A 12,312-nucleotide genomic window follows, 5' to 3' on the forward strand; every position below is an offset into this window, starting at 1 on the left:
TCAGCTGGCTGACGTCCGTGACTTTGGTGAGTGGTGGGCGTCCGGTGTCCCGCGGACGTGTTCGAAGATGAGGCTCGTTTCCGCGTGGCTGACCGCTGGATCGGCGGTCAGGTGGTCGAGCACGAACTCCCGGAGCGCGTCCGGCGTCGCCGCCGAGACATGCAGCAGGTAATCGTTCGCGCCGCTGACGTGGAACAGCGACAGCACCCCGGGGAGCCGGGGGACGTTCGTGCGGAAGCGGTCGATCTCGTCGCGGGAGTGCGCGCCGATCCGGATCGCGATCAGCGCCTGCAGCGGCTGACCCAGCGCGGCCAGGTCCACGTCGGCGTGGAAGCCGCGGATCACCCCGCGCTCGCGGAGTGACCGCACCCGGGTCAGGCACGTCGACGGCGCGATGCCGGCTGCCTCGGCGAGCGCGTTGTTCGGCATCCGGCCTTCCGCGGTCAGCAGGTTGACCAGCGTCCGGTCCACTTCGTCGAGCCCTTCAGGCCCGGTCCCAGGCGCAGCCCGCGGAGCCGGTCCCGGGCTCCGACGATCCTTCGGCATGCCTCCACTGTAGAGCTCGTCCACAGAATCCACAGCGTGTGGATGACCCTGTGGACGAATTTTCTTCGGAACTATTGCGTCAACCTCGCAGAAGATTCCACAGTCTCCTCACTTGTCCACAGGTGGAGGAGGCAGCGATGACCCAACTCGACACCAGGTCCGTCCACGCCGGTCGCGACGACCTGGCCGCCCTCGGCGTTCACGTCCCGCCGATCGATCTGTCCACCACCTATCCGCTCCCCGACGTCCACACCGGCGGTTCGTCGTACGACGAACTCACGCAGGGTCGCGGGCCCGACGGCGGGAGCCTCGTCTACCAGCGCCTGTGGAACCCGACGGTCGCGCGCTTCGAGGACGCGCTCGCGGAGCTCGAGCACTGCGACGGCGCGGTCGCCTTCGGGTCCGGCATGGCCGCGCTCACCGCGTGCCTGCTCGCCAGTGTCGCCGCGGGCCGTCCACACGTGGTCGCCGTCCGACCTCTGTACGGCGGCACCGACCACCTGTTGTCCACAGGCCTCCTGGGGACAACTGTCACGTACGCGGAGCCGAGCGAGGTCGCCGGAGCGATCCGCCCGGACACCGGTCTGGTGATCGTCGAGACCCCGGCGAACCCGACCGTCGACCTCGTCGACATCGCGTACGTCGCCACCGCGGCCGGCGACGTACCGGTCCTGGTGGACAACACCTTCGCGACGCCGGTCCTGCAGCAACCGGCTCGGCACGGGGCGAGCCTGGTGTTGCACTCGGCAACCAAGTACCTCGGCGGTCATGGCGACGTGATGGGTGGCGTCGTCGCGGCCGGCGTGGAGTGGGTCGGCCGGCTTCGGCAGATCCGCGCTGTGACAGGTGGCCTGCTGCACCCGTTGGCGGCGTACGAACTGCACCGGGGACTGCAGACGCTGCCTGTTCGAGTACGGGCGCAGCAGGCGACCGCCATCAAGGTCGCGGACTGGCTGTCGGCGCAGCCGACCGTCGAGCGGGTCCACTACCCGGGCCTGACCGATCCGGCCGGGCTGATCGGCCGGCAGCAGGCAGGGCCGGGCGCGGTACTCGCGTTCACACTCAGCGGCGGCTACGAAGCGGCGTCCCGGGTGGCGAGCGGCCTGAAGCTCATCACCCACGCCGTCTCACTGGGCGGAGTCGACACCCTCATCCAGCACCCCGCCGCGCTGACCCACCGCCTGGTCGCACCGAAGGCCAAACCAACCGACGCCCTACTCCGCCTGAGCCTCGGCCTAGAAGACCCCGAAGACCTCACGGCCGACCTAGCCCAAGCCCTCACCCACGCCTGACTTCCCAACTTTGAGAAGCCACCAACCATGTTTCGACCGCGAAAGTGGTTGGTGGCTTCTCAAAGTTGGATTCTGCTGCGGGCAGAACGGTGTGGGGAATCTGCTCAGGGCAGATTCGGGGCGGTGGACCTTCGGGGGATGGCACACTCGGTACAGGAGATCCGGAGGCGAGGAGGGCCAGACGTGTTGCTACGCCAGGTGATCGGAAGCGTTTTCCGCCGGCTGCGGCGCGAGCGGGGCATCACCCTGCGTGAGCTCGCGGAGCTGGCCCAGGTGTCGGTGCCGTACCTGTCCGAGATCGAGCGCGGCCGCAAGGAGCCGTCCTCGGAGATCCTCGCCGCGATCTGCCGGGCGCTCGATCTGGAGCTGTCCGACCTGCTCGCCGAGGTGCAGTTCGATCTGACCACGGCGGTCCGGTCCACGCTGCCGATCCGTCTGCAGACCGCCGCGATCCGCGTCGAGGACCCTGCGTCCCGGCGCATCCCGTCCGGTCCACGCGCGTACTCCGGCCCGCCTACGGCGTACACGCTCGTCGCCTAGAAAATCAGTCACGTCAGGCGGCCGATGTCCCTAGCCTGACCTGGTGCCGAACCATGTGAAGCGCCGTGCGCCTGCCGCACCGGGCTCGATCCCCGCTGCCCTGCAAATGTTCGAGTCCGAGGTCCGCTTCTACCGCGAGATCGCGCCTGTCGTAGGCATCCGCGTGCCGGATTGCTACCAGGCGGAGTCCGGCGCGGACGGAACACTACTGGTCCTGGAGGACCTGTCCGACTGGACGCCGGGCGCCGAGCCGGCCGCCGGAGCACGGGCGCTCCGCGAACTCCACGACCGCTGGCGGGGACGAGCGCACAGCGAGTGGCCATGGCTTCGAGCGCCCGGTGCCGGCGACGTATTGGTCGCCGAGCTCTACGACCGCACGTGGCCGACCTTGGCGGCGCGGTCCGATCTGTCACAACCAGTGCGTGCGTACGGCGAGCACTTGGTCGGGCGAGTGCTGCAGGCCGAGGCGGACGTGGCGCGGGCAGGGGAACTGACGTTGGTCCACGGCGACGCGTCGGCGCAGAACATGCGGACCAGTCCCGACGGGCAAGTGGCGTTGCTTGACTGGGAAGACGTGTCGGCGGCGCCCGGCGTACTGGATCTCGCGTGGTTCCTGGTGTCGTCCGTCGAACCGGCGCGGTGGCCGGAAGCGTTGACGGCGTACGGCGACGTCGACGGGCTGGACGTGGTGCTGCGGTCGGTGATGGTGCAGGGGTATCTGAGCATGTCGGATCTGCCCGATGGTGGGGGTGCAGAGTGGAACGCTCGTCTCGAAGCTGCGGTGGTGATGCTGTGAGGTACGTCGTACGTTTTCCGGTGGATGATCTGGAGTTGTCGACGTTGCATGCTGCTGCGTTCGAGGGGGAGCTGGAGGTGCAGGCGTGGGCGGAGCGGTTGGCGCGGTGGGCGCTGACCTGGGTGGGGGCCTTTAGCAACGATCGACTGGTCGGGTTCGTGCAGGTGTGTTGGGACGGCGGCGCCCACGCGTTCGTACTGGACACCGCCGTACATCCGGATCACGGGCGGCAGGGCATCGGCAAGCAACTCGTGCTGACTGCGGCCGAGGAGGCCCGCAAGGCTGGGTGCGAGTGGCTGCACGTCGATTACGAGCCGCACCTCAAAGCCTTCTACGAGGATGCGTGCGGTTTCCGTCCGACAGACGCGGGCCTGCTCAAGCTCCGATGACGGTCAGTCGCTCGGTCGAGATGCAGGACGTCAGACAGCGTTCCTTGGCGTCGCCGAGCAGGTCAGCGGTCCACGTGGTGAAGCCGCCGTCGCCCAGCCCCTCGCCAGCACGGTCGATGCCGAGCGCGGTGCCGGCGTAGTAGCCCGCGCTCTTGGTCCGCTCGGTGTCCTCGGCGAATGCGACACCGAGCGCGGGGCGGACCGTGTCCTCGATCCGGTCGCGCAGCGCCGACTCGGTGAAGGCGGTGAACGTGAGCTCGGCCTTGTCGCCGAGTACGGCGTGCCAGAAGCTCAGGTGGTCGATCAGCAACTCCGCCTCCGTCCGGCACGACCCGGTGTCCCGCGCGCTCGAGACGAGCACGAACAGCTCGAAGTGCGCGGACATCCCCGGACCGTCGAACGGCTGCGCCCGCACCACCCGCTGACAGGCTGCCAGGTGTACGCGCTCCTGCCCGGCGCGACGTCGTACGGCGGCCTCGATCGCCAGCTCGTTGGTCGGATCGCTGGCGACCTCGGTGCCGCGGATCGTGCCGACCACCTGGTGCTGGTTGATCGTCGCGATCGCCGAACACGTGCCCAGCGGCGTGACCGGAGACAGCTGCACGCCGTCGAACTTCTCCGGGAGCAGCCCCCACAAGCGTTGCTGCGTCTGCACCAGCTCCCGCGGATCGATGGTCGACGGGCGCACGAACCGGTCCTGCTGCCAGCGCTGCAGGAGCCGCGCCGGCGTCACCTTGGCCGCGCGCCGACGCGTCACGTCCAGCAGGACGGACTGCAACTCCGACTGGCTCAACCCGTCCACGAGGGCCTCGCGGCTGCCGTCCGGCAGCTTTGCCCAGAATCGTTCGCTGACGTCTCCCATCGCTCTACTCTGTCCGAAAATTCCCCTGATCCGCTCCTGATTTATGCCGTATCGTCGTCACATGACACTTCCGCGCCCGCACCCCTGACCCTCTGACCGAGGGTTGTCGGTCCGCATCGTCGCCTTCGAGGCGTTGCAGGACTTCATCCCGCTCTACCCGCTGTACCAGTTGCTGTTCGCCGATCACGGGCTGTCGGCTGCCCAGATCTCGACGCTGTTCGTCATCTGGTCGGCGACCGGGTTCGTTCTCGAGGTGCCGTCCGGCGCCTGGGCGGACGCGTACTCACGGCGCAAGCTGCTGATCCTCGGCGCGCTGCTCAGCGGCCTCGGGTACGCCGCCTGGATCACGCTCCCGTCGTACGCCGGATTCGCGCTGGGCTTCGTCCTGTGGGGGACCTCGTCGGCGCTGATGTCCGGGACCTACGAGGCGTTCGTGTACGACGAACTCGCGGCACGGGATCGCACCGAGCACTACCCGACGCTCCTCGGTCGCGCGCGCTCCGCGTCGTTCGTGATGAACCTGGCCGCGACCGCGCTCGCAACTCCGCTGTTCAACCTCGGTGGATACACGTTGGCCGGTGTGGTCAGCGTGCTGAGCTGTGTTCTGCAGGCAGGCGTCGCGTGGTCGTTGCCTGAGGCGCGACCCGTCGAGGACGCCCGGGAGTCGGACGAGCCGGGTGCACGGGCGGCGTTCGGCAACTATCTCCACATGCTGAGGTCCGGCGTGGCGGAGGTACTGACGAGTCGGCTGGTCCGCCGGTCCGTGGCGTTGGTCGCGTTGCTCGGCGGCTTTCTCGCGTTCGACGAGTACTTCCCGTTGCTCGCCCGGGAGACCGGTGCGGCGACAAGCGTGATCCCGTTGCTGATCGCGGGAACGGTTGCGGCGCAGGCGATCGGCAGTGCGCTCGCGGGACCGGCATACAAGTTGCCTGCAGCAATCTTCGCGGCGGCACTCGGGGCGACCGCGGTGCTGATCGCGACCGGATCGCTGAGCCGGTCGGCCTGGGGCTTCCTGCCGATCGCGTTCGGGTACGGACTCATGCAGCTGGTGATCGTGGTGTCCGAGTCACGCCTGCAAGATGCGATCACAGGCCCGGCGCGGGCGACCGTGACATCGGTGTCCGGGCTGTTCGCCGAGGTGTCCGCGATCGCGGTGTACGGCGGGTTCGCGCTCGGATCGGTGTGGTTCACGATGTCGATCCTCGTGGCAGCGTTGACGATCCCGGTGCTGCTGACGGCCTTCGTCGTACCCTTCGCACTACCGTCACCGCGAAGTTCGGTGAATACCGAAGCGTCGGACACCTAGCCTCACATCATGAGTAGCGAAGGCGTTCTCAAGGTATGAGGAAACAGGGCGTGCTCGCCGGCGGCGCGGCCGCGGTGACGGTGGTGCTGTGGGCGTCGGCGTTCGTCGCGATCCGCCATGTCGGTCAGGACATCTCGGCCGGTGCGCTGACGCTCGGGCGGCTCCTGGTCGGCAGTGTGCTGCTGGGGATCTTCGTGTTCACCCGGCCGCGGCGCCGGCCGGCCCGGGCGGACTGGAAACTGTTGCTGGCGTGCGGACTGCTGTGGTTCGGGGTGTACAACGTGGCCCTGAACGGGGCCGAGCGACACCTCGACGCCGGGACAACGGCGATGCTCGTCAACATCGGACCGTTGCTGATCGCCTTGCTGGCCGGGATCTTGCTGGGCGAGGGGTTCCCGCGCCAGTTGGTGATCGGCAGCGTCGTCGCGTTCGCCGGCGTGGTGGTGATCGCTCTCTCCTCGTCGCACGGTGGCGCGGACGCCTGGGGCGTGATGTTGTGCCTGGTGGCCGCGGCGGCGTACGCGATCGGTGTCGTGTCGCAGAAGCCGTTGCTCGCTCACCTGCCCGCGCTGGAGGTGACCTGGTTGTCGTGCGTGATCGGTGCCGTCGCCTGCTTGCCGTTCGGGCCGACGCTGCTGCGTGAGGCGGCCGATGCGCGTCCGGCCACCGTCTGGTGGGTGGTGTTTCTCGGCGCGTTTCCGACCGCGATCGCGTTCACTACGTGGGCTTACGCGTTGGCTCGGACGACGGCGGGCCGGATGGGTGCCACGACGTACCTCGTCCCGCCGATCACGATCTTCCTCGGGTGGCTGCTGCTTGGTGAGAGCCCCGTGCCGCTCGCTTACGCCGGCGGCGTGCTGTGTCTCGGTGGGGTCGCGATCTCGCGCTATCGGCGGCGAGCCGTCGCCGCGATGCCCGTGGTCAGCGTGGACAGCCCGGACTCGAAGCCGCTGTCGAAGTCGTAGGCGAGGCCGTCCGCGCCGAGGGCGTTGACGATGCGGGTCAGGGTCGGAGCCTTGTGGGCGGGTAGTGCGCGGACCCGGGTGAGCAGGTCAGGGGCGAGTTCGAACGTCTCCGCGCGCACCGACGCCTCGCCGAGGCTGAAGCCGTGGATGAAGTCGATCAGGGTGTTCGCGGCCTCGAAGATCTCGCGCGGGCCGAGGCCGGCGCGGTCGAGGGCCCGGTAGAACGGCTCCATCGTGACAACGACCACGTCCGACACCGCGGACGTGTCCGACAGGACCTGCAGCGCGAGGTTCGGGTGCTGGCGGAGACCGTCGCGGTAGGCGCGGGCCGCCTGCTTGAGCTGCTCGTCCCACGGAACGGAGTCGCCCGGGTCGGGGAGCTCCAGGCCGGCGAACACGAGCTCCGCGAGTCCGGCGAGGACGGCGGCCTTGTTCGGCAGGTGGTGGTACAGCGACATCGGGTTGACCTTCAGTGTTGCCGCGAGCCTTCGCATGGTCAGCGCGTCGATGCCCTCGTCGTCGACGATCCCGAGCGCGGCGGTCAGGATCGCGTCCCGGCTCAGCCGCTCCTCCCCGGCACGGGGCCGCCCGGAGCGCTTGCCGTCATTAACCATACGACGTATGGTACATAATCGTACAACGTATGGATAAGGAGGACGGCATGCAGCCGTTGGCGGGGAAGGTGGCGCTGGTCGCCGGTGCGACCCGGGCAGCCGGACGCGGAATCGCGGTCGAGCTCGGCGCGGCGGGCGCGACCGTGTACGTGACCGGTCGCAGCACGCGGGACCGGCGGTCCGAGATGAATCGGCCGGAGACGATCGAGGAGACCGCGGAGCTGGTCGACAAGGCCGGCGGCCACGGCATCGCCGTACCTGTTGATCATCTGGATCCGGAACAGGTCCGTGCGCTGGTCGAACGGATCGAGCGCGAGCAGGGCGCGCTGCACATCCTGGTGAACGACATTTGGGGTCAGCACGGTGAGCCCGAGTGGGACAAGACGGTGTGGGAGAGCGATCTTGAGAGCGGTCTGCGGCTGCTGCAGTTGGGCGTGAACACGCACGTGATCACGAGCCACTACGCGTTGCCGTTGCTGATCAAGTCACCCGGTGGGCTGGTGATCGAGATGACCGACGGCACGAACGAGTTCAACGCCGACAACTACCGCGTCTCGTTCTTCTACGACGTCGCGAAGGGCGCGGTCGGGCGAATCGCGTTCGCGTTGGCGCACGAGTTGGACAAGTACGACGCGACCGCCGTACTACTCACGCCCGGGTGGTTGCGGTCCGAGGCGATGCTCGAAGGCTTCGGTGTCCGCGAGGACAACTGGCGGGACGCGACCGAACGGATCCCGCACTTCGCGATCTCCGAAAGCCCGTCGTACGTCGGCCGCGCGGTGGCGGCGCTCGCGGCGGACCCCGACGTACGACGCTGGAACGGCAAGTCCACGTCGAGCGGCGAACTGGCCGAGGTCTACGACTTCACCGACCTCGACGGCTCCCGCCCCGACGCCTGGCGCTACATCGTCGAGGTCGAAAACGCCGGCAAACCCGCCGACACCACCGGCTACCGCTAAAGCCGGTACGGCGCACACACCCCGTCCCCGCCGGCCGGAACCGCCACGGGCGAGGCGTCGGCCGACAGCGGGGCGTGTGGGTGCGCGGCTGCGACAGGGACGCCGGTTGCGGCGGCCAGCGCGAGGAGGTCGCGGCGTGAGGTGACGGCGACGGCGGGGTCGCGCTCGTACACGTACGTCAGCTCCGGCCACCGCGCCTGCGCCGGATGCACCAGCACATCACCACCGAGGATCGCCCGCTCAGTCACCACCGACTGATGCCCAGGTGTGTGCCCCGGCGTAGGCACCAATCGCATCCCGCGCAGCGCGACCTCCCCGTCGACCACCCGCAACTGCCCCGCGTCCTCGATCGGCCGAATCCGCTTCGAGTACGTCGACCCACCGCGCACATGCTCCAGCTCATCCCGCTGTACGACGTACTCCGCCCGAGGAAACCCAGCCCGCACTCCGTCGGACGCCCACCCCACATGATCCAGATGCACGTGCGTCAACACGACCGCATCCACATCCGCCGCCTCGACCCCCACCTGCCCCATCAATTGAGGCAACCGCCCCGCAACCCCCAACCACTCAGCCGCCTCCCCGCCAGCCGGCCCAACCCCCGCATCCACCAACACCACACCCGACTCGGACACCACCAAATAACTATGAAAGTGCAGCAACCACCCGTCCCCCCGAACATTCCCCGCCATCACCCGCCGAGTCCACGCCGCCGCCTCATCCCCCCACCCAGGAAACGCCTCCGAAACCGCCTCCGGAAACACCGCCACCGCATCACACAACACCATCACGTCCACGGCCAACACCCCATCCGAAAAGAAGGCCCATCGCCGACGAGTCTGGTTGCCCGGCGCAGCTCGGTGTAGCAAGCAAGTGAATTCCCCCGGAACGACGACCAGCCCGTGCCCGGAGGCAGAGGGGCTGGTCTTGCTGCTCAAAGCCTATCGGGACCTGCGGGGTGGGTCCGAGAGCCGCGGGGTTGTCCGGCGGTTGTGACCCGTTCCGTGGGTGGTGGTTTGCGGAACAAAAGTGGCAGCCGGCGGCGAAAATGTTCCGGGAAGCGTGCGTTCGGGGTCGAACGCGATCGGCCGACCACGGATACCGAACGCGAGCTGGGGCTGGCGGCATCAGGCCAGCAGCATCCAGGTGGCGAGGGTGGTCATTAGGAGGGCTATGGATGTGTCGAGGAATTGCCAGGCTCTTGGGCGGGCGAAGAGGGTGGCTAGTTTGCGGGAGAAGAAGCCCAGGGAGAAGAACCAGGTGAAGCTGGCGGTGACGGCTCCCAGGCCGTAGAGCCAGCGGCCGTCGGTGCCTCGTTGGTTTGCCAGCGAGCCCAGGAGTACGACGGTGTCGAGGTAGACGTGGGGGTTGAGGTAGGTGAAGCCCAAGCAGGCCAGTACGACGCTGCGCAGGGCGGCCGGGGCGTGGTCGGCGGCTGTCATCGTGCCGGGGTTGAAGGCGCGTTTCGCGGCGAGGAACGCGTACGTGTAGAGGAAGGCGGCGCCGCCGAACCTGGCGATTTCGAGGGCCAGTTGGCTGCGGGTGAGGAGTGCGCCGAGGCCGAGGATGCCGCTGGAGATCAGGAGTGCGTCGGACAGTGCGCAGGTCAGGACCACCGGGAGGACGTGCTCGCGCCGCAGACCTTGGCGGAGGACGAACACATTCTGGGCGCCGATCGCCACGATCAGCGACAGTGCCGTGGCGAAACCGGCGAGAAGGGGCATGTCTTCGACCGTAGGCAGCCGGTCTGCTTCAAACCAGCTAAAGATTCTGATGCACCATTAGGATTGCTTCATCATGCAGTTCGACTCCGTGCAGCTCGAGACGTTCGTGGTGGTCCTCGACGAAGGCAGCTTCGACGCCGCTGCCCGGCGGCTGCGCGTCACGCCTTCCGCAGTCAGCCAACGGATCAAGGCGTTGGAGAGCCGGCTCGGTCAGGTCGTGGTGATGCGCGGCAAGCCGGCGCGAGCGACCGCGGCGGGAGCCGCCCTGCTCCGGCTCGCCCGCCAGGTCTCGCTACTCGAACTGGAGGCGATCGCCGCCGTCCGCGGCACTGTCGACGCGCAGCGGATCCCGATCGCGGTGAACGCGGACTCGCTCAACAACTGGTTCCTGCCCGCGATGCTCGATCTCTCCCGGACGCATCAGGCCCGGTTCCTGGTCCATCAGGAGGATGAGGAACACTCGGCGGAGTACCTCCGCAACGGCACGGTCCTGGCGGCGGTGACCGCTGACCCACGACCGGTCCAGGGCTGCCGCGTCGTACGGCTCGGGAAGATGCGGTACCTGCCGCTGGCCACCCCGGAGTACGCCGAACGCTGGCTGGCCGGCAAGCCGCTGCCGGAGGCGCTCGCCGAGGCCCCGATGGTGGTGTTCAACGAGAAGGACGTGCTGCAGCACCGGCTGGTCCGCAAGGTGACCCGGCGGAAGCTGGATCCGCCGTCGCACGCCATCCCGGCGTCGGCGCCGTTCCACGAAGCGGTCCGGATCGGGCTCGGCTGGGGGATGATCGAGGACCAGGTCGCCGGACCCGAGCTCGCCGCGGGCCGTCTCGTGGAAGTTGCTCCGGGCAAGTACATCGACGTACCGCTGTACTGGCAGCACTGGAAGCTCGAGTCTGACGTCCTCGACGCACTCACGGCCGCGGTGCTGCGTGCCGCTGAGGCCGGCCTTCGGGTCAGTCCCAGCGCATAGCCATCGGGTTGTCGGACGGGATCAGGCCGTTGGACATCAGTACGGCGCTCAGGGGACGAACGAGGTCGTGCAACTCGGTGGTCAGCTCGTCGCCCAACGCCCGCCAGCCCTGGTCAGCCAACGAGTCTGTGGTGTCCTCCACCTGCTGCCGCAATGCGCGCCCGCTCTCGGTGAGGCTTCCGTCGGCGTCCAGCAGGCCACGACTTCGCAGGTCGTCCGAGGCCGCCGACCATTCCTCATCGCTCCACCGGCGGTTGAGCTGGAAGATCTCCTTCGACGGTCCGCCCGCCGCGGAAAGCGTCACCAGGGCCTGGCACGGCGTGAGGCCGGCAGCGACGAGCGCCGCGACATGCCCGTCACCCCGCGACTCCCGCAGAATCGTGGTCGCGTGCCAGAGCACCAGATGCGGCTCGTCCGGCCACTCCAATGCCGCGTTGGCCGCCGCGATCGGTCGCCCCGCAACCGGTGCGAGCTCCGCCGCACGCCGCCCCAGCTCGGCCGCCCGCCCGAAATCAGAGTCCGGGAACAACCGGCGTACGGCGTTGTCCACAGCCGTCAGGCGCGCCTCGAGGAGCCGGGCCGGGGTGGCGTAGCTCCACGCGTCCGGAAGTGATCGCGCGACCATCGCCGGGTGGAAGTTGTAGAACACCGCGGCCACGATCTCCGGACCGACCGGGCCGAGAGGCGCGGCGCGGCAGCCGAAGTAGCTCATCCACCCGCCCTTCAGACCGAGCGCGTCGGTCGCCTTCCGCGTCTCGGGGGAGAAGTACGTGATCGCGTGGTAGGGCTCCAGGGCCTTCCACATCCGCCGCGCGCGATTCATGGGAGCGGGCGGTACATCACGTGCAGGCCGACGTACCCGCGCGTCGGGTGGTCGAAGGCTTCCGGGACGGTGCCGGCGATGCGGAAGCCGAGGGACTGCCACAGACGTACGGCGGGTTCGTTGGTCTCGACGACCGCGTTGAACTGGATCGAGCGGAACCCCGATCCGCCGGCCCACGCGATCATGTCCTCGCAGAGCAGGCGGCCGACGCCCCGGCCGCGGGCCTTCCGGTCGACCATGAAGCTCGCGCTGGCCACGTGCGCTCCGGGACCGGGACGGTTCGGGTACATGTTCGCGCTGCCGAGAACGGTGCCGTCGGCATCGACCGCGACGGTGGTCCGCGCGAGCGGCGAGCTGGACGGAGACATCCAGAGCTCGCGGGCCTGCTCCTCGGTGAGGTCGGGGTCGTAGGTGTACGTCTCGCGGGCGGTGACGATTTCGTGGAAGAACGGCCAGATGGCCGGCCAGTCGTCAGCGGTTGCGTTCCTGATTTCAACAGTCATCTTGCGAGAAGCATCACCCGAGA

15 protein-coding genes are annotated in these 12,312 nt (G+C 68.5%); 8 read left to right on the forward strand and 7 right to left on the reverse strand.

The genetic code is table 11. The features are described 5' to 3' along the window. On the reverse strand, positions 1-546 hold the full coding sequence (locus EV651_RS09410) for an Lrp/AsnC family transcriptional regulator (RefSeq protein ID WP_133784117.1): 546 nt from the start codon (positions 544-546) through the stop codon (positions 1-3). 137 nt (positions 547-683) lie between these two features. Here EV651_RS09410 and EV651_RS09415 point away from each other — a divergent pair, with 137 nt between their 5' ends. The 4 genes from EV651_RS09415 (at position 684) to EV651_RS09430 (ending at position 3,563) form a co-directional block, all read left to right on the forward strand. Beyond that, a complete protein-coding gene (locus tag EV651_RS09415) occupies positions 684-1,838 on the forward strand; it encodes a PLP-dependent aspartate aminotransferase family protein (RefSeq protein WP_133784119.1) in 1,155 nt (384 codons plus the stop codon). Positions 1,839-2,021: 183 nt separating this feature from the next. Then, the gene (locus EV651_RS09420) at positions 2,022-2,378 is read left to right on the forward strand and encodes a helix-turn-helix domain-containing protein (RefSeq protein ID WP_133784121.1); all 357 of its coding nucleotides are present in this window, start codon (positions 2,022-2,024) and stop codon (positions 2,376-2,378) included. Between the two features lie 43 nt (positions 2,379-2,421). Then, positions 2,422-3,174, forward strand: a complete 753-nt coding sequence (locus EV651_RS09425) for a phosphotransferase family protein (protein ID WP_133784123.1) — start codon at positions 2,422-2,424, stop codon at positions 3,172-3,174. Continuing rightward, positions 3,171-3,563, forward strand: coding sequence for a GNAT family N-acetyltransferase (locus tag EV651_RS09430; protein WP_133784125.1), 393 nt, complete (start codon positions 3,171-3,173; stop codon positions 3,561-3,563). The genes EV651_RS09425 and EV651_RS09430 overlap by 4 nt, the downstream gene beginning before the upstream one ends. On the opposite strand, the gene EV651_RS09435 is transcribed toward EV651_RS09430, so the two are convergent. Beyond that, complete coding sequence (locus EV651_RS09435) at positions 3,550-4,425, reverse strand: hypothetical protein (RefSeq protein WP_133784127.1); 876 nt, start codon at positions 4,423-4,425, stop codon at positions 3,550-3,552. The two genes, EV651_RS09430 and EV651_RS09435, sit on opposite strands and share 14 nt — an antisense overlap. Positions 4,426-4,528: 103 nt before the next feature. Here EV651_RS09435 and EV651_RS09440 point away from each other — a divergent pair, with 103 nt between their 5' ends. Continuing rightward, a complete protein-coding gene (locus tag EV651_RS09440; protein ID WP_202870235.1) occupies positions 4,529-5,731 on the forward strand; it encodes an MFS transporter in 1,203 nt (400 codons plus the stop codon). 35 nt (positions 5,732-5,766) lie between these two features. Then, the gene (locus EV651_RS09445) at positions 5,767-6,696 is read left to right on the forward strand and encodes a DMT family transporter (protein ID WP_133784129.1); all 930 of its coding nucleotides are present in this window, start codon (positions 5,767-5,769) and stop codon (positions 6,694-6,696) included. Here EV651_RS09445 and EV651_RS09450 read toward each other — a convergent pair. Then, the gene (locus EV651_RS09450; RefSeq protein WP_133784131.1) at positions 6,618-7,310 is read right to left on the reverse strand and encodes a TetR/AcrR family transcriptional regulator; all 693 of its coding nucleotides are present in this window, start codon (positions 7,308-7,310) and stop codon (positions 6,618-6,620) included. The two genes, EV651_RS09445 and EV651_RS09450, sit on opposite strands and share 79 nt — an antisense overlap. Before the next feature lie 47 nt (positions 7,311-7,357). On the opposite strand from EV651_RS09450, the gene EV651_RS09455 reads away from it, so the two are divergent. Further along, positions 7,358-8,269, forward strand: a complete 912-nt coding sequence (locus EV651_RS09455) for an SDR family oxidoreductase (RefSeq protein ID WP_133784133.1) — start codon at positions 7,358-7,360, stop codon at positions 8,267-8,269. Here the strand turns inward: EV651_RS09455 and EV651_RS09460 are convergent. Together EV651_RS09460 and EV651_RS09465 are read right to left on the reverse strand one after the other, a co-directional pair. Continuing rightward, entirely contained in the window at positions 8,266-9,057 is a 792-nt protein-coding gene (locus tag EV651_RS09460; RefSeq protein ID WP_370352421.1) for an MBL fold metallo-hydrolase, read from the reverse strand. The two genes, EV651_RS09455 and EV651_RS09460, sit on opposite strands and share 4 nt — an antisense overlap. Before the next feature lie 339 nt (positions 9,058-9,396). After that, positions 9,397-9,993 (reverse strand): LysE/ArgO family amino acid transporter, encoded by a 597-nt coding sequence (locus tag EV651_RS09465; RefSeq protein WP_133784138.1) that lies wholly within the window; start codon positions 9,991-9,993, stop codon positions 9,397-9,399. A gap of 73 nt (positions 9,994-10,066) precedes the next feature. Between EV651_RS09465 and EV651_RS09470 the strand changes: the two genes are divergently transcribed. Further along, positions 10,067-10,963 carry a LysR family transcriptional regulator ArgP gene (locus tag EV651_RS09470; RefSeq protein ID WP_133784140.1) on the forward strand — a complete coding sequence of 299 codons (897 nt, stop codon included), beginning with the start codon at positions 10,067-10,069 and terminating at the stop codon, positions 10,961-10,963. On the opposite strand, the gene EV651_RS09475 is transcribed toward EV651_RS09470, so the two are convergent. Together EV651_RS09475 and EV651_RS09480 are read right to left on the reverse strand one after the other, a co-directional pair. Then, complete coding sequence (locus EV651_RS09475; protein ID WP_133784142.1) at positions 10,947-11,786, reverse strand: hypothetical protein; 840 nt, start codon at positions 11,784-11,786, stop codon at positions 10,947-10,949. The genes EV651_RS09470 and EV651_RS09475 overlap by 17 nt on opposite strands. Beyond that, a complete protein-coding gene (locus EV651_RS09480) occupies positions 11,783-12,289 on the reverse strand; it encodes a GNAT family N-acetyltransferase (RefSeq protein WP_133784144.1) in 507 nt (168 codons plus the stop codon). The genes EV651_RS09475 and EV651_RS09480 overlap by 4 nt, the downstream gene beginning before the upstream one ends. Positions 12,290-12,312 lie beyond the last annotated feature (23 nt).

Source organism: Kribbella sp. VKM Ac-2571 (assembly GCF_004362255.1).
GTDB lineage: Bacteria > Actinomycetota > Actinomycetes > Propionibacteriales > Kribbellaceae > Kribbella > Kribbella pratensis.

Coding starts and splice junctions, on each gene's coding strand:
- EV651_RS09410 (WP_133784117.1), bottom strand. CDS start 546: ATGCCGAAGGATCGTCGGAGCCCGGGACCGGCTCCGCGGGCTGCGCCT.
- EV651_RS09415 (WP_133784119.1), top strand. CDS start 684: ATGACCCAACTCGACACCAGGTCCGTCCACGCCGGTCGCGACGACCTG.
- EV651_RS09435 (WP_133784127.1), bottom strand. CDS start 4,425: ATGGGAGACGTCAGCGAACGATTCTGGGCAAAGCTGCCGGACGGCAGC.
- EV651_RS09445 (WP_133784129.1), top strand. CDS start 5,767: ATGAGGAAACAGGGCGTGCTCGCCGGCGGCGCGGCCGCGGTGACGGTG.
- EV651_RS09450 (WP_133784131.1), bottom strand. CDS start 7,310: ATGGTTAATGACGGCAAGCGCTCCGGGCGGCCCCGTGCCGGGGAGGAG.
- EV651_RS09455 (WP_133784133.1), top strand. CDS start 7,358: ATGCAGCCGTTGGCGGGGAAGGTGGCGCTGGTCGCCGGTGCGACCCGG.
- EV651_RS09460 (WP_370352421.1), bottom strand. CDS start 9,057: ATGGTGTTGTGTGATGCGGTGGCGGTGTTTCCGGAGGCGGTTTCGGAG.
- EV651_RS09465 (WP_133784138.1), bottom strand. CDS start 9,993: ATGCCCCTTCTCGCCGGTTTCGCCACGGCACTGTCGCTGATCGTGGCG.
- EV651_RS09470 (WP_133784140.1), top strand. CDS start 10,067: ATGCAGTTCGACTCCGTGCAGCTCGAGACGTTCGTGGTGGTCCTCGAC.
- EV651_RS09475 (WP_133784142.1), bottom strand. CDS start 11,786: ATGAATCGCGCGCGGCGGATGTGGAAGGCCCTGGAGCCCTACCACGCG.
- EV651_RS09480 (WP_133784144.1), bottom strand. CDS start 12,289: ATGACTGTTGAAATCAGGAACGCAACCGCTGACGACTGGCCGGCCATC.